This window comes from Streptomyces sp. NPDC005791 (assembly GCF_042871485.1).
In the GTDB taxonomy this organism is placed as follows: domain Bacteria; phylum Actinomycetota; class Actinomycetes; order Streptomycetales; family Streptomycetaceae; genus Streptomyces.
This window is the reverse complement of the sequence record NZ_JBIAIP010000013.1, coordinates 180,541-199,917: the sequence shown is the minus strand read 5'-3', so window position 1 is coordinate 199,917 and position 19,377 is coordinate 180,541. Positions and strand designations below refer to the sequence as shown.

The following is a 19,377-nucleotide window of genomic DNA, read 5'->3' as shown; positions in this document are numbered from 1 at the left end:
TCATTGACTTTGTTCACAGGTCAAGCCCTTGATGTCGCCGTGTGGGAAATGTGGAGGCTTGGGAATATGGGTGCATTCGCTCCAGGGATAGTGCTGCGTGACCGGTACCGGCTCGACTCCGTGCTCGGGCGTGGGGTGATGGGCCAGGTGTGGCAGGGGTCCGATCTGTACCTGGACCGGCCGGTGGCGGTGAAGACGATCGCGTCGGAGCTGCTCGCCGTCCCGCACAGTCGCGACGCGGCACTGACCCGGTTCAAGCGGGAGGCGCAGGCGGCGGCCCGCCTGGACCACCCCAACATCACCACCGTGTACGACGCGTCGTACACGGACGACACCTGCTGCCTGGTGATGCAGCTGGTCGACGGGACGACCCTGGAGTACCTCTTCGACCAGCAGGAGGGTGAGAAGTTCGACGTACCCTCGGCCGCCTCCGTCGCCGCTCAGCTGTGTGCGGGACTGTCCGCCGCGCACGCCGCCGGTCTGGTGCACCGGGACCTCAAGACGCAGAACGTGATGGTGCGGAGGGACGGGATCGTCAAGATTCTCGACTTCGGACTGGTCAAGTCCCTCGCCGACGCCGATCCGCGCCTCACCATGACGGGGGAGGGGATCGGCAACATCCTCTGCGCCTCTCCCGAACTACTCTCCGGACGGGGCACGCTCGACGGCCGCAGCGACCTCTACGCGGTGGGCTGCCTGCTGCACCACATGCTCACCGGCGCTCCTCCCTTCGCCACCGACCAGCCCGCGCTCCTCGCGTCCCAGCACCTGACGGCGGTCCCGCCCCTCATCGGCGAAGTGGTGCCGGGCCCTCTCCAGGACCTGGTGACCGCCCTGCTGTCCAAGCGTCCCGAGGCCCGCCCCTCCTCCGCCACCGAGGTCTACGCGGCCCTCGCCCCGTACCTGCCGGCCTCGGAGCCCGCGCTGGCCTCCCGCCGTGGTCTGCCGGAGGATCCGCGCCGTCCCTTCCTCGTCCCGCAGGCGCCGCTGCCCCTGTGATCGGTGAGAGGATGGAGCCACCGGCCGGCTGCGCCCCGATGCATCGGCCGCAGGGGTGTGGCAGGCGCTCTCGGCGCCGGAACTGGGGGCGGGCGCGATGCGGCGAAGCCTTGGGCGGTACGAGCTCACACACGAGCTGGGCCGGGGAGGAATGGGCGTCGTATGGGCGGCCCAGGACCATGACCAGGGCCGTGAAGTGGCGGTCAAACTCCTCGCCCCGCCCGCGTACGGCTCCGAGCTGTCGACCCTGGAGCGCCGTTTCCTGCGGGAGGCACGTCTCACCGGGCGCCTCCGCCACCCCGGCATTCCTTCGGTGTACGACCACGGGAGCCTCGACGGTGAGCTGTACCTCGTGATGGAACTCGTCCCGGGGCAGGCGCTGGACGCGGTACTCAAGGACAAGGGCACTCTGGCCGTCGAGCGGGCCGCGGCGGTCGCGCACGGCGTCGCCGACGTCCTCACCTACGCCCACGGGCAGGGTGTGGTGCACCGCGACCTCAAGCCGTCGAACCTCATGATCACGCCCTCCGGTGTGATCAAGGTTCTCGACTTCGGTGTTGCGGCGGCTCTGGAGCCGCGTCCTGGTGAGACCCGTTTCACCGCCGCCAACGCCACTCCCGGCACCGTCGTCTACATGGCCCCCGAACAGGCCGTCGGCAAGACCGTGCCCGGGAGCGACCTCTACTCGCTCGGCTGCGTGCTGTACGAACTGCTGGCGGGGCAACCGCCGTTCACCGACGGCAGCCTCTTCATGCTGTACCACCAGCACGCGAATGAGCCCGTTCCTCCGCTCTCCGGCCACCGTCCGGGCATCCCTTCCGGGCTGGAGGAGCTGGTGGAGGGGCTGCTGGAGAAGCGACCGGAGGACCGGCCCGCGTCTGCCGGCGAGGTTCGCGCCCTGCTCACCGCCTGGGCCCCGGCCCCGGCGTCCACGACCGTCCTCGCCCACCCGCGTCTGGCCGAGATAGCGGCCCTGCGCCTCGCGGGTCGTCCTGCCCCCGCGCTGGATCAGTACCGGGAGTTCCTCGCCGCCCCTGGTCCCGGCCGCGCGGATGTCCTCGCCGCCCGTGCCGGTGCGGCCCTCTGTGCGGGAGCGCTCGGCCGTACCCGCGAGGCCCTCGACGAGCTGAAGTCGGTGCTGGCCGAGCAGCGCAGCCTGCTGGGTGCTGCCGACCCCGGCGTCCTGGACACGCGCTACGAGATCGCGGTGCTTCTCGTACGCACGGGAGAACGCCACCCGGCGATGGAACTGTTGCGGCGGCTGCTCGACGACGAGGAACGCGTCCTGGGGGCGGACGACCCCCGGCACGGACGGTCGCGCGCCCTGCTGAAGCGGCTCGACCGCATGACCTGACCACCAGTCACATGCAGCTGTGATCTCTGTTCACAGCATTATATGCGTGTTACGCTGCACCCGCATCGTTCGGGTGGGAGGCAGGGCACTGCCTACGGACGGCAGCAGAGACCGAGGGGAACAGCACCGATGACGCCAGCAGCGCAGCGCGAGAGCGAGCGGACCGTTACGGAGGGGCTTCCCGAGGAGGGGAAGCTCGTCGAGGTGCGTGGCCAGTCCTGGGTCGTCGCTCGGGTCGAGCCGTCTCCAGCCCCTTCGTCGGAGGGCGAAGGCGAGGCCCGCCGGCCCGCCACCCTCGTCCACCTGCAGTCCGTCGCCGACGGCCGCTTCGGCGACACCCTCTCCGTCATCTGGGAGGTCGAGCCCGGCCGCCGCGTCCTGCCCGCAGGCTCCCTCCCCGACGCCTCCACCGGCCAGTACGACCCGCCGTCGCGCCTCGCCGCGTTCCTCGACGCCGTCCGCTGGTCCGCCGTCGCCTCCGCCGACGCCAAGACCCTCCAAGCGCCCTTCCGCTCCGGCGTCGCCGTCGAGCCGTATCAGCTGGAGCCGGTCTCCCGCGCCGTCGGCGCGCCCCGCGTCAACCTCCTGCTCGCCGACGACGTCGGCCTCGGCAAGACCGTCGAGGCGGGACTCGTCGCCCAGGAACTGCTCCTGCGCGGCCGGGCCCGGCGCATCATGGTCGTCTGCCCGGCCGGACTCACCCTCAAGTGGCGTGACGAGATGGCGGAGAAGTTCGGCCTGGACTTCACGATCGTCAACTCCGAGCACTGCGCCCGCCTCCGCCGCACCCACGGCACCGCGGCCAATCCCTTCCGCGTGCACCCGCTGACCATCGTCTCCCTGCCCTGGCTGCGGGGCACGAAGGCCCAGCGCCTCCTCGACGAGGTCATCGGCGCCCCCGAGGAGAGCGGCAACGGCGACCACAAGCGGTTCTTCGACCTCCTCGTCCTCGACGAGGCCCACCACGTCGCCCCGTCGGCGCCCAAGCAGGTCTACGCGGTCGACTCCCAGCAGACGAAGCTGATCCGGCGCCTCGTCCCGCACTTCGAGCACCGCCTGTTCCTCTCCGCCACCCCGCACAACGGCTACCCCGAGTCGTACACCGCGCTCCTCGAACTGATCGACGACCAGCGTTTCGCCCGGGGCATGGACCCGGACAAGGACGCCCTCAAGGACACCGTCGTACGCCGTCTCAAGGCCACGGTCACCAACGCCGACGGCACTCCCCGCTTCCGTACCCGCAGGACCGAGCAGCTCTCCGTCGACTACACCGACGCCGAGCGCGAGATCCACGGCCTGCTCAGCTCCTTCGCCGACCTGCGCCGCAAGAAGCTCGTCCCGACCGCCAAGGGCGGACGGCGGGCCGCCGACCTGGTGACGCTGCTGCTGAAGAAGCGCCTCTTCTCCTCACCGGCCGCCTTCCTGCACACCGTCCGCGTCTACCTGTCCCACCTGGAGGACACGGGCACCCGTACGCGCACGGCGGCGGCCGAAGTGCCGGACTGGCTGGACGACTTCGCCGACATGGTCGCCGACCTCGACGACCTGGGCCTGGTCGACGCCGAGGACGCGGCCCTCACCCGCTCCACCTCCCTCACCCCCGCCGAGGACAACCAGGAGCTTGACCTGCTCCAGCGCATGGAGCGATGGGCGGTCACCCACGAGGCCGACGCCGATTCGAAGGCCGCCGTACTCCTGGACACACTCAAGGCGATCTGCCGCACGGCCGACGGCAAGCACTGGACGAACGAACGCATCGTCGTCTTCACCGAGTACCGCGACACCCTGGACTGGCTGGTCACGCTCCTTCGCCAGGAGCAGCTCACCGACGACGGCCGCACCGCCGTCCTGCACGGCGGCCTCACCACCGAGGAACGCGAGCGCATCCGCCTCGGCTTCCAGGCCGATCCCGCCACCGACGAGGGCGCGGTCCGCATCCTGCTCGCCACGGACGCGGCCGGCGAGGGCATCGACCTGCAGAACCACTGCCACCGCCTGGTCAACTACGACATCCCGTTCAACCCCAACAAGCTCGAACAGCGCATCGGCCGTATCGACCGCTGGGGCCAGCGCAACGACCCGGAGATCGCCCACTTCATCGGCTCCGGCTGGCAGCAGGCGCAGGCCGGATCGTACGAAGCGGACCTGGAGTTCCTCTCCCGCGTCGCCCGGAAGGTGGCGCGCATGGAGCAGGACCTCGGCTCGGTCAACGCCGTCATCGCCGAGGCCGTCCAGCGCCGCATGACCGGCGACACGATGCCCGTCGACATCGAGAACGCCAAGCCCCGCACCATCCAGGGCCGCCGCACCGGCGGCGAGGTCGCCCCCGAGCAGAACGTCACCGCCCAGTCGAAGCGCCTCGCCGACCAGTACGGCGAGACCGTCTCCACGCTCGGCCTCACCCCGGCCAACGTCAAGCGCGTCGTCGACACCGCCCTCGCCCTGGACCACCAGCCGCCCCTGGCGCCCGACCGCACCCTGCCCGAGGACTTCGAGCCGGGCGAGCTGTACGAGGTCCCGCCGCTCTCCGGCACCTGGGAGCGGGCGACCCGGGGCCTGGCCCACAAGCTGCGCGAGGACGAGCAGCGCCCCATCACCTTCGACGCGGCCGTCGCCGCCAAGGGCCGTGAGGACGTGGTCCTCGCCCACCTCAAGCACCCGCTCGTCGCCCTGTCCACGCGTCTGCTGACCGCAGCAGTCTGGAACGCGGACTCGGTCGGCCTGCACCGTGTCACCGCCGTCGTCAGCGACGACCCGGCGATCACCACCACCCTCGTCTCCGCCTACGCCCGGTACGTCCTCGTCGGCAACGACGGCACCCGCCTCCACGAGGAGGTCGTCCACGCGGGCGGCTGGTTCGGCGACACCGGCCGCTTCCGCCGCTGGGAGTCCGTCCGCACCCAGGGAGCCGTCCTCGCGAAGGCCCTCACCGAGGGCACCGAGGCCGCCCCGCACCTCAGGCAGGAGCTGACCGCAGCCTGGGAGAAACTGGCCAAGCCGCTCAACACCTCCCTCGAAGCCCGCGCCCGCGAACGAGGCGAGAGCCTGGAGCGCGCCCTCGCCGACCGGCAGGCCGAGGAGGAACGCCGCATCACCGCGACCCTCGGACGCTTCGAAGCCACCCTGCGCGCCAAGCTCAAGGAGGAGGGCGACGGCTCCGGCGAGCAGTACGCGCTCTTCGGCGCGCATGACATCACCGCCGCCGAACGCCGCCAGTACGACGACGACCGCGCCCGCTGGCAGCAACGCCTGGACGGCCTGCCCGGCGAGCTGGAACGCGAACTCGCCGCCATCGCCGCCCGCTACCGCGACCCGCGCGCCCACCTCTTCCCCGTCGCCGTCGTCTTCGTGATCCCCGCAAAGGAAGCCCGCCGATGAGCCCCCGCCCCACCTCACGAGGTCTCGCCGCAGCCAAGGCCCAGGCGCTCGACGGCCGCCGTCAGCACCAGGAGTGGCTCGACCTCACCGAGGTCTCCGGCCCCTTCCTCACCATGCCCGTCCTGCGCAGGGCCTGGCCCCAGCTCGACGCCCTGGAGAAGGACGAACGCGCCCGCCTGCGCGCCCACCACGCCGACTGGCAGAACGACACGACCGCCGGCCGCGACGAGTGGGTCGCCCACCTCCTGCGCTCCCTCCTGGAGTGGGGCGACGCCCTCGTCCTGCGCCAGGGTGAGAGCGAGGACCCGGCGCTCGACCGCCTCACCCTCCACGTCCCGGAGCACGGCGCCGTCCTGCGCCCCGACTTCGCGCTGCTCGAACCGGGCGCGGACCTCGCCGCCGAACCCGACACCGCCTCGGCCGCCAAGCGCGTGCGTCTCCTCGGCGTGACGGTCCCCGCCGGCACCGTCCCCACCTCGCGCGCCGCGGCGGGCGCCGACTGGGCGGCGGCCCCCGCCGACCGCCTCGCCCGGCTGCTGCGCCATCACGACATCCCGCTCGGCCTCGTCACCGACGGTCGCTGGTGGTGCCTGGTCTGGGCCCCCATCGGGGGTGTCACGACCACCGCCGTCTTCGACACCATCGGCTGGAACGAGGCCGCCGAACGCAACGTCGTCCGCGCCTTCGTCTCCTTGCTGCGCCGCCGCCGCTTCTTCGAGTACGAGGAGGCCGAGACCCTGGTCGGCCTCCTCAAGGCGAGCCTGGCCGCCGGTGAGGACGTCACCGAGGCGCTTGGCATCCAGGTCCGCCAGGCCGTCGAGCTCCTCGTCGACGCCATAGGGCGCGCGGACGTGCGGGCCATGGACGCGGGCGCACCGGGCCTGCACGCGTCAGGTGTCGCGGCCGGTGAGATCTACCGGGGCGCCGTCGCCGTCATGATGCGCATCGTCTTCCTCCTGTACGCGGAGGAGCGCGGCCTCCTCCCGGCGGACAACGAGGTGTACGCGAAGTCGTACTCCGCCCGGTTCCTGCGCGCCGAACTCAAGGCCCGCGCCGACGCGGAGGGCGAGAGCGCCCTGGAACACACCACCTCCGCCTGGCACCGCCTGATCGCCCTCTTCCACGCGGTGCACGGGGGAGTGGACCACCCCGAGCTGAAGCTGCCCGCGTACGACGGCTCGATCTTCGCCCCGGACACCTACGCCTGGCTGGAGCTCACCACCCCGCTCCTGCCGATCGACGACCGCACGGTCCTGCACATGCTCCAGTCGGTGCAGGAGGTCCGCGTCGGCACCGGAAGGAACGCCGAGGTCCGGACGCTGAGCTTCCGCGCCCTGGACGTCGAGCAGATCGGTTACGTCTACGAGGGCCTGCTCTCCTTCGGCGGCGAGCGCGCCGTCGAGGACATGGTCGGCCTGATCGGCCCCGAGGGCCTCGAACACGAGGTGCCGCTGCGGGAGCTGGAGTCCCTGGCCGCGAAGTCGGGCGGCTCGGTGAAGGCGCTGGCCAAGGCGATCCACGAGAAGTGGAAGGACCCGAAGCCGCCGGCGAGCGCTTCAAGGCTGGAGAAGCTGCTCGCCCCGGCGAAGGACGAGGTGGAGGCGCGGCGGCAGCTGAACGCCGTCACCAAGAAGAACCCGGCGCTCAGCGAGCGCCTGCTCCCCTTCTTCGGCATCCTGCGCCGTGACCTGCGCGACCTGCCGATGGTCATCCCGAACGGCTCGCTGTACGTCACGGAGTCCACCCTCCGCAAGAACACCGGCACGCACTACACCCCCCGCTTTCTGGCCGAGGACGTCGTCCGGCACGCGCTGGAGCCGCTGGTCTACGAGCCGGGGCCACTGCAGACGGCGGAGACGGGGAAGTGGCGGCTCAAGTCGCCTGAGCAGATCCTGAAGTTGAAGGTCGCGGACATCGCGATGGGCTCGGCGGCGTTCCTGGTCGCCGCCTGCCGTTACCTGGGCGACCGGCTGATCGAGGCCTGGGAGAACGAGGGCCGCACGGACGCGATGACGTACCGGGCGGGCCGGGCGGTGGACGCGGTGACGGCGGCGGACGCGGAGCAGGACCCGGTGGTGGTGGAGTCCCGCCGCCAGATCATCGAGCACTGCCTGTACGGGGTGGACATCAACCCGATGGCCGTGGAGATGGCGAAGCTGTCACTGTGGCTGGTCTCGATGGACCCGACGCGCCCCTTCACGTTCCTGGACGACCGGCTGGTGGCGGGGGACTCGCTGCTGGGCGTGCACACCATGGAGCAGTTGCAGTCGGTGCACATGAAGCCGCGGGCCCAGTCGGACGTGCTGGTGGAGCAGGCCCGGGAGCTGGTGGACGAGCTGACGCGGGAGCGTCTGGCGATCACAGCCATCAAGGGCGTGGACCTGCCGGCCCTCAAGCGGAAGCGGGAGCGCCTGGAGGACGTCAACAGGCACTCGCGGCGGCTGCGGCTGGTCGGCGACCTCATCGCGGGCGCGGCGCTGGCGACGTGCGCGTCGGGGCGGGTGGAGTGGTACGCGGCGGACGGCGGCGAGCGGGTCAGGGACCTGTTCCCGCAGGCGGCTTGGATCGTGCAGAAGATCGTCGCGGACGGGGTCGAGGACGACTCGGAGGTTGTGCGGGAGGCGCGGGCCACGGCGGAGGAGTGGCTGGGGGCGGAGTTGCCGACGGGGGCGATGGAGCGGCGGCCGGTGCATTGGCCGTTGGTGTTCCCGGAGGTGTTCTCGCAGGGGGGTGGGTTCGATGCGGTGGTGGGGAACCCGCCGTTTTTGGGTGGGCAGAAGCTGACTGGTGCGATGGGGGAGGCGTATCGCGAGTACATGGTCGACTTCGTTGCGGGCGGTAAAAGGGGAAGTGCTGACCTTGTGGCGTACTTTGAGCTGCGGGCGCACGAGTTGCTGAATAGGAATGGGCAGAGTGGACTCATCGCGACTAATACGCTCGCCCAGGGAGACACGCGGGAAGTTGGACTTGACCAAATCACGGCCAATGGGGTGGTAGTGCGACGGGCTATTAAGAGTGCCCCTTGGCCGTCGAGTTCAGCGGTACTGGAATATTGCGCTGTCTGGACCAGTGTGGGAGGCGTTGCGCCGAGTGCGCTGCGAGAGTTGGGGGGAGTCGCGGTAAGCGGTATCAGTGCGTCACTCACTCCGATGTCTCGTGTTGGTGGTTGGGGGAGAACTCTCGCACGGAACGAGGGTATGTCTTTTCAGGGCGTGATCATCCTGGGTATGGGTTTCACTCTCCCTGAAATCGAGGCACAATCCTGGATTGACAAAGATGGCAAGTATGCGGACGTGCTGTTTCCCTACTTGAATGGACAGAACTGTAACAATAGCCCAACGCATGCGCCGGATAGGTGGGTTATTAATTTCCATGACTGGCCGATAGAGCGTGCACGTGAATATCCTCAAGCATTTGAGAAGGTGCTTCGTGAGGTTAAGCCGGAACGCCTCGTTAATAATTTCAGCAAGCGGGCCAGGGATAAGTGGTGGTTGTACGAGCGTAGCCGTTCGGAGCTCTATCGATCTATTGAGAGGAGCGAGGTATGCATTGCTCTTGCCCGAGTGAGTAAGGTAGTGATGCCTGTTTTGGTTTCGACTCGTCAAGTTTTGACACTCGATCTGATCGTTTTCGCGAGTGATGATCGAGCTCTCCTGGGGTTCCTCAGCAGTTCAGTTCATTACTGGTGGGCGATCGATCGCGGCTCGACCATGAAGGGCGACCTTCGCTACACCCCCACCGACGTCTTCGAAACCCTCGTCCGCCCTCCGCTCACCCTCCGGCTCCGCGCCGCAGGTGCCCACCTCGAGAAGTACCGCAGCGACCTGATGCTCGCCCGCAACATGGGTCTCACCGCCACCTATAACCTCGTCCACAACCCCGACTGTCACGACGAGGACATCGTCGAACTCCGCCACATTCACGAGGAGATCGACCGCGCCACCGTCGAGGCCTACGGCTGGTTCGATCTCCTGGACGACTCCGGGCAGACCCCGCATGCCGACCCGACCCATGAAACGTTCCCGCTCGACCACGGCTTCCATGAGACCGACCAGGGCACCCGCTACACCATCGGCCTCCTAGCCCGTACCGAGATCATCGACCGCCTCCGCCAGCTGAACCATCAGGCGTACGCCGACGAGGTCCACCTCGGTCTGCACAAGAAGCCGGCCAAGCATCCGGACATCCCGAAGCCCTCCGCCGACGCCATCCGGAAGCGCAAGGAGCAGCTCGCTGCGCGAGGTGGCTCGGATTTCGGTGAGGGCGCGGAGGGCGCCCTCTTCTGAGCCTCCTGCATGACGACGGGCTCGCCGGCATCACCTCACGTGAGGCGGGCGAGCCCGTCGTTTCCCCTCAGGAAACCTCGTCGGCGTTACCCCTGCGCGAGCGACACGAACGCGGCCCACTCGCCCCGGCCGACCCGCAACACCGACCCACCGCCCGCGACCTTCGAGTCCCGTACGTAGACCGCATCGTGGTCGGCAGCCACCTCTACGCAGTCGCCGCCGCCCGACCCGCTGTAGCTGCTCTTGAACCAGCGCAGTTTGTCCACGTTCCCGGTTACCTGCTCCACGCTCATGTCTCTCCCACCAGCCGTTCGATGAGCCGCGCAGACTCCTGGGCGTTCAGGGCCTGCGATCGCAGCTTGCCATAACGCAGCGCGAAGCCGCTGACGTCTGCCGGATCACTGACGATGCACCCGATCTCCTGGGCCTCGATGTATCCGAGGCGCCGGAGCTCGCTCGTCTCGACCAGGACGAACGGACCGTCCAGGCCAGTATGGAAGCCGCTCCCAGTGGGCATCACCTGCACCTCCACATTGCGCAAGGCGCCTACGTCAAGCAGGCGTTGCCACTGCTCCCGCATCACCTCGACACCACCCACCGGGTTCCGCAACGCCTCCTCCCCGACAGTGAACGACAGCTCCGCCAATGGGTCCCGCGTCAGCAGCCGCTGACGCCCCAGCCGCGCCTCCGTGTGCTGGTCGACGATCTCCTCGCTGAACGGCGGGCAGTGGCCGGCGAACACCGCCCGTGCGTACGCCTCCGTCTGCAACAGCCCCGGCACCAGCAGCGGATCGTACGAGAACCGGCTCAGCACCTCCGCCTCGATGAGCGCGAAGTTACGGAAGAAGCGAGGAAGCTTCGCGCGGTCCACCTCGGTCTGGAGCACGTCCAACACCCCATCCGCCCCCAGCGCCCGTTCCGCAGCCACCGTGAACGTCGCCTTCGCCGCCCGCCGCCCCTGTTCGACCGACGCGACCTGCTCCAGCGAGTACCCGATGGCTTCACCCAACGCCTGCTGGTTCAACCCGGCCCGTTTGCGCAGGTGCTGGAGCAGCGTCCCGTACGCCACCCAGACCCCCGGCAGCTCGGTGTCCTCCTTCGCCTTCACCTTCGTCGCGCGCCCGTTACCCGTCTCCCGCACTGCCCTCACACCCTTCCGGCCACCGCACTACGGCTGGACATGGTTCAACAGCAGAGGCCGTTCCCGCGTCACGGCCCGAGCCCGTACAGAGCCCGTACAAGTCGGCGCGCTGTCAGCCGTACCCAGGTGCGAGCAGACCAACAGCGTTGGACGTCATCGGGGTGACCGATTGCCCCCGCATGTGGATCTTCCATAGGGCGGACCCGCCGGGGATTCAGCCGCGCCACTCGTGCCATCGGGCGTGCGGTGCTGCACGCCGTGCGGATCGAGGTGACGGACACCCGCCCCGAGCGGCTCCTGCCGGACCTGTCGCAGCCCTTCCGGATGCCACCGCGGGCTGGACCTTTCTCCGCGTCGACGCGTACGCGGACCCATGGGGCTGCGCAGCCCGTGACGCCTGCACCAAGACGGCCTGGGCGGAAGTGCCGATCGCTTGGTGTTGTGAACATAGTCAACGTCTGAGATGCTTGTCGCGTACTTCTTCATGGCGACTTCACGTCGTCGTGAGGGCAGCGCACACGGTCTGGCGGTCATCGGGAACGCGACGGATGTCGAACGACCTGTTCGTCGCCAACAGGGACTTCTACACCTTGAAACGAGAAGGGGGAAAACTGATGGACCTCAAGAAGGAACTCAAGGACACACCTCAAGGTCAGATGGTCATGCTCGCGGTTGAGCTGGTCAAGACGGCCAAGGACTTGTCCTTCGAGAAGAAGGAAGACGGAGGCGGCAGCGCGTCGGCCACCTTCAATACGACTCGGGTGGAGGTTGGATGGGGTGGCTCTGCTGGATTCAGCCTGAGATTCTCTCCCGTCAAGACCATCCCCGGTGAAGTGAAGGGGAAGTCCCCTCGGAAGCATTGAGACGTGAAACAACGAAGGGCTCCCCTGTCGCTTCCGTGGCGTCGACGGAGCCGACGTCGTCGTCTTGGCCACCGAGAGGTCCGAGTACAGGCAGGCTGACCCCCCGGGCCTGGTGAACCGTCCGGCCAACCCCTTGCTCGTCAACTGCCGCACCACGCACAGCTCTACTTCGCCCCCGCGTGCTGCGGGCGGGTCCTCGTCGGCGTTACCCCCGTGCGAGCGGTATGAACGCCGCCCATCCGCCCCGGCTGACCCGCAGTACTGGCCCGCCGTCCGTGACCTTCGAGTCGCGTACGTGGATCACCCCGTGGCCGGCGGCCACCTCGACGCAGTCGCCGCCGCTGGTGCCGCTGTAGCTGCTCTTGACCCAGGTCAGTCCGTCGGGCTGCTTCGTCTGCTGGTCGTTACTCATAGCTCCCTAGCCACGCGCTCGATGAGCAGTGAGGACTCCTCGGTGTTGAGGGCCTGCGTCCGCAGCATTCCATACCGCAACGAGAACTCGCTGACCTCACGGAGTTCGGATCGGACGCTCACCACGTCCTGTGCCTCCACATACACACACTGCCTGTGGTCCATCGTCTCCAGTAACACCATCGGACCGTTGAGACCACTATGCGCGGCGTGAGACGTCGGCATGATCTGGAGTTCCACGTTCCTCATCCGTGAACGCTCCAGGAGCACTTCCAGCTGCTCGTTCCTCACCGCACTGCCTCCCACACCGCGGTGAAGTACCGACTCCTCGACGACGAAGACGAACACGATCGGCGGGTTCTTCCGGCCCAGCAGTGTTTGCCTGGCGAGGCGGGCTGATACCCGGTGTTCGACGGTGTCCTCGTCCAGGGGTGGGAAATGGGCGTTGAGCAGGGTAGTGGCGTAGGCCTCGGTCTGCAGCAGCCCTGGCACCAGCAGCGGGTCGTAGGAGAAGCGGCTGACAGCCTCCGCTTCCAGCGCCGCTACGTCCCGGAAGAATCTGGGAAGCTTCGCCCGGTCCACCTCGCCCTGAAGCACGTCCAGTACGCCGCCCGCACCCAGCGCCCGTTTCCGCCGCGGCCGTGAACGTCACCTTCGCCGCCCGTCCCTGCTCGACCGAGGCGACCTGCTCCAGCGAGTACCCGATGGCCTCGCCCAGCGCCTGCTGGTTCAACCCCGCCCGCTTGCGCAGGTGTTGGAGCAGCGTCCCGTACGCCACCCACACCCCCGGCAGCTCGCCGTCCTCCTTCGCCTTCACCTTCGTCGTGCGCCCGTTACCCGTGGCCCGCACTGCCCTCACGCCCTTCCGGCCACCCCACTGCGACTGGACATGGATCAACCGCCACGACCCCTCCGCCGTCACGGCCCCGGACCCGTACAGCACCCGTACAAGACTGTGCGACGTCCGCCGAGCGGAGGGACGGCCGGCGTCAGATGTCCGGTTCCACCGGGCCCTCTAGCCGCTCGTCTTCAGCGGGCTGACGTGGTGACGAGCCAGTGCCATGATTCGTGTCGGTACCTGGTGCCGAACTCGTTGACCGTCACGAAGTCCCTCATCCATCGCCCATGGCCGTGGTGCTTCGCCCGGCAGGAGCAGATGCAGTACGGCCCTTCTGCGCTCTTGCACCGCGCGTTGCACCGCTCACCGGGCCTGTACTCGCGGCCGATGATGAGGTGCCGGTGCTGCTTCAGGAGCCTGTTGGACAGCGTCAGGAAGTGGCCCTTCGGTGCTGTCCAGCAGTTGCGTTGCCCGTCCCACATCGGCGGAGTGGCTGTCGGCATCATGGTGCCGATCGTGGCGCGGTGCCCCAGGGATGTCTTGTAGGGCAACCAGATTCGCACGTCACCCGAGGCCGGAAGGGCGAGTGAGGCCAAGTGCCGTTGGTGCCAGGGTGGAAGCCAGTCGGGGGCCGGCAGATCGTGGGTCGCATCTATCCGGTCGGCAGCTACGACCTCGGAGGCCCGGCCCCCTGCACTGCGTACGGGTTGTGCACCTTCCCCCTTGCACTGGAGGTCGCTGTACACGGTCAGGAGGTGGCGCGCTACGCGACCCGAACGGGTCCGCTTGACCGGTTGCGCACAGTGTGGGCATAAGTACATAACGCATTCATATAATGACTGTCGTAGAGGCCGACACCCCCACGTCGCGCTCAGTCTTGGCCTGGGTTGCAGGAGTTCATCACTGCCAGGACGGGCAACTGGAGTGCCGATGGACCGCCTCGGTACGTGAGCCGGCTGCCTCGGCCCTCAAGCCTTGCCCGGGGCGCCGCAAGTCTTGGGTTGGGCCTCACCGGGTGTGGAACCGCGAAGGTCTCATTCTGTTGGACCGATGCCCCATGTCTGATTCTCTTCAAGGCTCACTCGCTGTATTACGGCCCCGTAGCCAGATCTTCTGACTAGCCTTGGCCGCCAGGCAGTTCAAAGGGGGGAACATGGTGGGTTCAGGGGATGAGGAACAGCGGGGGCTGTTCAGCGGGTTCGAGGGTTACCGGACACCTGCGCCGACGGAAGTCCGCGGGGTCCTGGCACACGGGGTCGTCATCGTGGACACCAATGTGCTGATCGATCTGTACCGGATGAACCGACAGGTTCGCGAAGACATGCTGACGGTACTGGAGGCGCTCGGCGCTCGCCTGTGGGTACCGCACCAGGTCCTCGTCGAGTTTTGGCGCAATCAGCAACAGCCCGGCGTACTCGGACACCATCACGCCCAGGTGCGCGACACCGTCGCAGTCATGACCAAGGCGCGCAGCACCATCGGAGACTCGCTCAACCGCTGGGCGCGGGCCGTCCACCTGGCTGCGGACGCCCCTATCCGTGACGAGCTGAGCAAGCTCGAGGAGGACCTTGACGCCACCCTGGATGGTCTGCGCGAGGTGCTCGAACGGCAGGCTACGGACGACCAGGTACCGGGTGCACCTGACACATCGGCGGACCCGGTGATCGCGAAGCTGGAGGTGCTGCTCCAGGGCAAGGTCGGGGCCCGGCCGACGGATGACCAGCTCACACGATGGGTTGCGGAAGCCAAGGAGCGCTCACAGCACAGGCAGCCGCCAGGTTTTCGCGACTTCGAGGACGGAAAGCCCGACCAGGCTGCGGCGGGCGACTACATCGTGTGGAGACAGCTTTCCGCGGAGGTGGCAGCGCGCGGTATGGACGTCCTCTTCGTCACCAGGGACCTCAAGGAGGACTGGTGGCGGACCCTGGCGGTGTCCGGCGACCGGCAGCCACGCGTTGAGCTCGTACACGAGCTGCGCGCCGAGACGGGCCGACAGCTGTACATGCTGGAGCCGAGTGGTCTGCTCGACCTCGCCCAGGACAGCCTCGATCTGCGCGGGAGAGTGGCCAGCACGTCGGTCGACGCACTGCGTCAGATGGAGAGGGAGTCGAGCACCGTTGTGTGGTCTGAGGCGATGCTCCGCTATTTGCTGGCCACGCTCCAGCACCAGTCCCCGGTCAGATTCCAGGTGCTGCTTCACGCCGGTCGCAACAACGGCTTCGTCGATCGAGAGACCGTCTACAAGCTCGGTGGTTACGGGGCGAATCGGATGCTGCGCGGCTTCACCCGGCCAGTGGCGACCGCCGCTCGCCGCCTCCACGAACTCGGCCTCATCGACGGCACACCGGAGGAATTGCTGCGTGCTGTGTATGACGGCGACGTTCTGGCATCGGGGTTCGACGTCCCTGATTACACCGTCCCGATGCTGAAGGGTATCGCCGAGCATTTCGACGCGCACGGCGTCGTCACGCTGGCGAACGACGCCGACACCGGTGACGAGGACGCGGCATACGACCCCGAGACCGACGAAGGCTGACGCGCGCCGACACCGGCGGCTTGCGGGATAGCACTCCGGAGCAGGTCTGAGCCGCCCGCGATCCTGATCGCGGGCGGCGAGGGCTGCGTGACCGCCGAACCCAGGGCGGTGCTGGTCCCAGCCAAACGGCCAGGCTAGCGCTGCAGCTGCTCGGGTGCGACCAGACGCTGAGGCACGGGCGACGCGCCGGGAGCCCGCTCAACGGGCGCGCCGCTCAGCGCTCCGTCCATGTATCCGAACAGCGCGTTGCCGATCGGGTCCGGCAGAGGTCGGCCGTCCTCGTCGAACCGCTCGTACTTCATCAGGTTGTAGCCGATAGCGGCCTGGCGGCGCCCGTCCTCCGTGGACAGGGCCCAGGTCCCCGCTCCGAACACGCCACCGTCGTGTCCCCAGTACCATCCGCCGCTGGGCATCTTGAGCGTGTACAGGCCGAGGCCGTACCGCATCGCCACCTCCTGTCCCGGAGCCGGCTCGTAGGCGGGAACCGTCGTCTTCATCTCCCGCAACTCCGCCGCGCCGAGCAGCTTCCCGCCCAGGAGCCTGCGGTAGAAGTCGTTGAGGTCGCTCATCGTGGAGACCATCGCACCCGCCGTCCCGGCCCAGGACATGTCGTAGACGCTGTAGTCGCGCGCCGGTTCGATGGTCCCGTAGAACGACTCGTACATCCTGGCGTGCGGCCCCGATATGCGGGCGGAGCGCGGGAAGTACGTATGCCGGAGTCCGGCCTTGCGGATGACGTTGCTGGTGATGTACGACTCCGCGTCCTGGCCCGTGACCTTCTCCAGCAGCAGACCGGCGATGATGTAGTTGGTGTTCGCGTACGCGTGTATGCCACGCGGCGCCTGCGGCTCGGCCGCCAGGCCGAGGCGGGCCAGCTCCTCGGGGTCCATCCTGCGGAACCGGCCTTCGTCCAGGGCCTGTCCCGGGTCCGTCACCAGCTTGGGGAAGGCGGGCAGTACGTAGTCCGCGATGCCGCTCGTGTGGTTGAGCAGCATCCGCACGGTCACCTGCCGGCCCCGCTCGCCAGGCACCAGCTCCGGAACGTAGTCGCCGACTGGGGCGTCCAGGTCTATTCGGCCCTTGGTCACCTGCTGGAGGACGGCCACCGAGGTGAAGGTCTTGGTGATGCTGCCGATGCGGTGCTCATAGTCCGGGCGCATCGGCCGCCTGCTGTCGATGTCGGCGACGCCTGTCGCCCCGCGCCATTGCTCGGAGCCGTCCCTGACCGATGTGTAGGCCCCGTACATCCCCGCCTGGTGGAACGCATCGAGGGAGGCCCGCAACGCCTGCCGGTCGAGGCCGGACATGGCCGCGGCGGAGGATGCGGTGGCAGGCTGCGGGGCAGTCGCTCCGGCCGGAAGCGCACCGACCGCGAGCGACAGCAAGGCCGCCGATGCCACGGCGGCCAGGCGTAGTCTCCGGCGATCGGGGTGAGGGTTCGGGTGGGTGTTGCGCATGGGCGGGCCCCGTCTCATTAGTTGTGCGTGGCGGAGCTCCCTATCCTCTGCGCGTCATACCGGCGATCCATCCTCCTTGGGAACGACTCCGTGCACAGGAAGAGATGACGTTTGTCAGGTGTCGGCCTGCCCGGCGCCGGGTCACGCATCCGGGTGTCAGCCTGCGGCGCACACCATGCGCGTCCCCACACGTGGCCGGCCGGACAGAGGCCGATACTTCTGCCGGCGCCCTCGCCGAACGGGTTGAAGATCAGGTCAGGTAACGGGCAGCCGATCAGGTCAGGTGACGGGCAGCCAATGTCGCCGCCGCCAGGGCATACCCGTCCGTTCGCAGGCTGTCCACCCCTCGCGCCTCGAAGCCCTTCCTCAGGCTGTCCAGAAGGGTGAAGAACAAGAGTGGCTTCCCCGGGTCGCAGAGCGGGGCGATGCCGGTCTTGCGTACGCCCCAGAGGCGCAGCGCTTCCGCGGGGTCTCCGCTGACAGCAAGGCGTGCGGCCTCGCCCAGCCAGGCGTCGGAGTGCCGGCTCTCGTTCTCCAGGAGAGCAAGGAGCCAGGACTCCGAGCGGCACTGCAGCGCGTCGAGCTGGGCAACGTTGAGTACTTTCGTATGAGGCAACGACGTGTATACCGGTGCTGTGCCTGCCAACTCCCAGGAGAAGACTTGGGCTTCCTCGGAGAAGGCCAAGGCCGATTCCGTCGCAGCCAGCGGCGTACTGAGGAAGATCCTTGCAAACTGCTGCTCCCGCTCACCGACCTGGTCGAGAAGCAGCGCAGATCGGACACGGGCGGACGGGTGAGTGCAGCCTCGGCGGATGAACAGCGCCCGCTCCGTCAGGTGCACGGCCAGCATGGCGATCAAGGCTCCCAAGAGGGAGAACGTCGCGGCGTGGTCAGCCTCCGCCCGGCCGGTGAGTTCCTGCTCGATCAGCCGTTTGCCGGCTCGGTAGGCGAACAGATCCGCCTCCAGTTCTCTGGCCTGGTTGTCCGAACAGACCGGAATGTGTTCGTCCGGTGAGAAGCCGCTCACGGCGGACTGGTGCCCTAGCGTGTGGTGGGCTATCTCGTGCCCGATGACGAACTGGCTGGCCTGGAGGTAAAGGAACGCGGCGTTGCTCTCGGCCTCGAGGTCCAGCCGCAGGCCCAGTTTCGCGGCCAAGGCGTACACCCGCTGATTCGTGCAGTAGTAGCGCAGCAGGCCGGTGAGCACAGCCGGGTCCCCGCCCATATTTCCTGCTCTTGCCGCCCGTACGCTCGCGCGAAAGGACCCGGAGGCAAGCTGGGTCAGGGAGATCGAGATGTACCGGGCATAGTGGGAGCACAGAGTGAGGGTCGCGTCGGCCACATTGACCAGCCCTGAACCGTCGGAGAACGGCGTCATCTGTGCCGAGACGTCTTCTCTGAGGGTCTTCACGACGCGCACGGAGGCGAGGCGTTCCGTACTCGCACCGAGATCGGCCATGGCGGCTTTCACCTGCTCGGTCACAAACTCCTCGGGCGCGGTCATCATGTCCCCGTACTTGCCGGCCCACTCGCTTTGCTGCCACGCTGCCGCAGCGGCGTCGAGCTGTCGGAGGCCCTCCTCGTCCCCGAGCTCACGCAGTCGTTGCCTCATTTCCCTGAGCTGCACTTCGCGGTCGGCCCGGAGCAGCTCGTACTTCCGGTCGGCCATCGTCTTGCGGATCACGATGGTGCCGGTGCCGTGCGGCAGAAGGCGCCGAGGCCTACCCGCGCAACGAGGACGGCGATCAGTGCGGCTGTGGTGGGGTCGTCATCCAGGTCGGTGAGCAGTTCCTGGATGGTGAACGCGTCTATCAGCCTGTCCGACCCCGTGGTCCCCAGCAGGCCTTGCGTCTTCTCGTGATGGCAGATCCTCCGCTGCAGTTCACTGCGCTTGTTGGCGAACCACTGTTTACCGAAGCGGCGGTGGTTCTCCTGATCCTCGGGGGAGAGCCCCAAGCCCTCGCCCAGCAGCTCCGCCCCGAGCAGCGAGTAGAGCTCTTCGTCGGATTTATCCCAGTAGGCCTCGACAGTCACTTTGCTCCACCCTTAGTGCTGCATTTCGGTTATCTGATGTTCCGACCGACTCCTGCATCTTAGAGACCCCGCCACTCCAG

At 68.0% G+C, this 19,377-nt stretch carries 14 protein-coding genes and 1 pseudogene; 6 read left to right on the top strand and 9 right to left on the bottom strand.

The window, feature by feature from the left end; genetic code table 11:
• Nucleotides 1-66 precede the first annotated feature (66 nt).
• From ACFYSH_RS25100 to ACFYSH_RS25085, 4 genes are all read left to right on the top strand, one after another.
• Complete coding sequence (locus ACFYSH_RS25100; protein WP_388755419.1) at nucleotides 67-999, top strand: serine/threonine-protein kinase; 933 nt, start codon at nucleotides 67-69, stop codon at nucleotides 997-999.
• A 97-nt stretch (nucleotides 1,000-1,096) separates the two neighbouring features.
• On the top strand, nucleotides 1,097-2,353 hold the full coding sequence (locus tag ACFYSH_RS25095) for a protein kinase (protein WP_388755416.1): 1,257 nt from the start codon (nucleotides 1,097-1,099) through the stop codon (nucleotides 2,351-2,353).
• A gap of 129 nt (nucleotides 2,354-2,482) precedes the next feature.
• Nucleotides 2,483-5,731, top strand: coding sequence for a DISARM system SNF2-like helicase DrmD (gene drmD / locus ACFYSH_RS25090; RefSeq protein WP_388755414.1), 3,249 nt, complete (start codon nucleotides 2,483-2,485; stop codon nucleotides 5,729-5,731).
• On the top strand, nucleotides 5,728-10,017 hold the full coding sequence (locus ACFYSH_RS25085) for an Eco57I restriction-modification methylase domain-containing protein (RefSeq protein WP_388755411.1): 4,290 nt from the start codon (nucleotides 5,728-5,730) through the stop codon (nucleotides 10,015-10,017). The genes drmD and ACFYSH_RS25085 overlap by 4 nt, the downstream gene beginning before the upstream one ends.
• A gap of 86 nt (nucleotides 10,018-10,103) precedes the next feature.
• Here ACFYSH_RS25085 and ACFYSH_RS25080 read toward each other — a convergent pair whose 3' ends face one another.
• Both ACFYSH_RS25080 and ACFYSH_RS25075 read right to left on the bottom strand, forming a co-directional pair.
• Nucleotides 10,104-10,310, bottom strand: a complete 207-nt coding sequence (locus ACFYSH_RS25080; protein WP_388755408.1) for a DUF397 domain-containing protein — start codon at nucleotides 10,308-10,310, stop codon at nucleotides 10,104-10,106.
• Nucleotides 10,307-11,158 (bottom strand): helix-turn-helix domain-containing protein, encoded by an 852-nt coding sequence (locus ACFYSH_RS25075; protein ID WP_388755405.1) that lies wholly within the window; start codon nucleotides 11,156-11,158, stop codon nucleotides 10,307-10,309. Before ACFYSH_RS25075 ends, ACFYSH_RS25080 begins: the two co-directional genes overlap by 4 nt.
• A 548-nt stretch (nucleotides 11,159-11,706) precedes the next feature.
• On the opposite strand from ACFYSH_RS25075, the gene ACFYSH_RS25070 reads away from it, so the two are divergent.
• Complete coding sequence (locus ACFYSH_RS25070; RefSeq protein WP_388755402.1) at nucleotides 11,707-12,021, top strand: hypothetical protein; 315 nt, start codon at nucleotides 11,707-11,709, stop codon at nucleotides 12,019-12,021.
• A gap of 205 nt (nucleotides 12,022-12,226) precedes the next feature.
• On the opposite strand, the gene ACFYSH_RS25065 is transcribed toward ACFYSH_RS25070, so the two are convergent.
• From ACFYSH_RS25065 to ACFYSH_RS25050, 4 genes and pseudogenes are all read right to left on the bottom strand, one after another.
• Nucleotides 12,227-12,433 (bottom strand): DUF397 domain-containing protein, encoded by a 207-nt coding sequence (locus ACFYSH_RS25065; RefSeq protein WP_388755400.1) that lies wholly within the window; start codon nucleotides 12,431-12,433, stop codon nucleotides 12,227-12,229.
• Nucleotides 12,430-13,029 carry a DUF5753 domain-containing protein gene (locus ACFYSH_RS25060; protein WP_388755397.1) on the bottom strand — a complete coding sequence of 200 codons (600 nt, stop codon included), beginning with the start codon at nucleotides 13,027-13,029 and terminating at the stop codon, nucleotides 12,430-12,432. The genes ACFYSH_RS25065 and ACFYSH_RS25060 overlap by 4 nt, the downstream gene beginning before the upstream one ends.
• 94 nt (nucleotides 13,030-13,123) lie before the next feature.
• Nucleotides 13,124-13,210, bottom strand: a pseudogene (locus tag ACFYSH_RS25055) (transcriptional regulator); the annotation flags it as partial.
• 251 nt (nucleotides 13,211-13,461) lie between these two features.
• Complete coding sequence (locus tag ACFYSH_RS25050) at nucleotides 13,462-13,776, bottom strand: hypothetical protein (RefSeq protein ID WP_388755394.1); 315 nt, start codon at nucleotides 13,774-13,776, stop codon at nucleotides 13,462-13,464.
• A gap of 758 nt (nucleotides 13,777-14,534) precedes the next feature.
• On the opposite strand from ACFYSH_RS25050, the gene ACFYSH_RS25045 reads away from it, so the two are divergent.
• On the top strand, nucleotides 14,535-15,806 hold the full coding sequence (locus tag ACFYSH_RS25045) for a PIN-like domain-containing protein (RefSeq protein WP_388755391.1): 1,272 nt from the start codon (nucleotides 14,535-14,537) through the stop codon (nucleotides 15,804-15,806).
• A 134-nt stretch (nucleotides 15,807-15,940) separates the two neighbouring features.
• Here ACFYSH_RS25045 and ACFYSH_RS25040 read toward each other — a convergent pair whose 3' ends face one another.
• The 3 genes from ACFYSH_RS25040 to ACFYSH_RS25030 all read right to left on the bottom strand — a co-directional run bounded on the left by ACFYSH_RS25040 (nucleotide 15,941) and on the right by ACFYSH_RS25030 (nucleotide 19,297).
• Nucleotides 15,941-17,263 (bottom strand): serine hydrolase domain-containing protein, encoded by a 1,323-nt coding sequence (locus ACFYSH_RS25040; RefSeq protein ID WP_388755388.1) that lies wholly within the window; start codon nucleotides 17,261-17,263, stop codon nucleotides 15,941-15,943.
• A 274-nt stretch (nucleotides 17,264-17,537) separates the two neighbouring features.
• A complete protein-coding gene (locus ACFYSH_RS25035) occupies nucleotides 17,538-18,947 on the bottom strand; it encodes a hypothetical protein (protein WP_388755386.1) in 1,410 nt (469 codons plus the stop codon).
• The gene (locus ACFYSH_RS25030) at nucleotides 18,944-19,297 is read right to left on the bottom strand and encodes a hypothetical protein (RefSeq protein ID WP_388755383.1); all 354 of its coding nucleotides are present in this window, start codon (nucleotides 19,295-19,297) and stop codon (nucleotides 18,944-18,946) included. Before ACFYSH_RS25030 ends, ACFYSH_RS25035 begins: the two co-directional genes overlap by 4 nt.
• Between the last annotated feature and the right edge of the window lie 80 nt (nucleotides 19,298-19,377).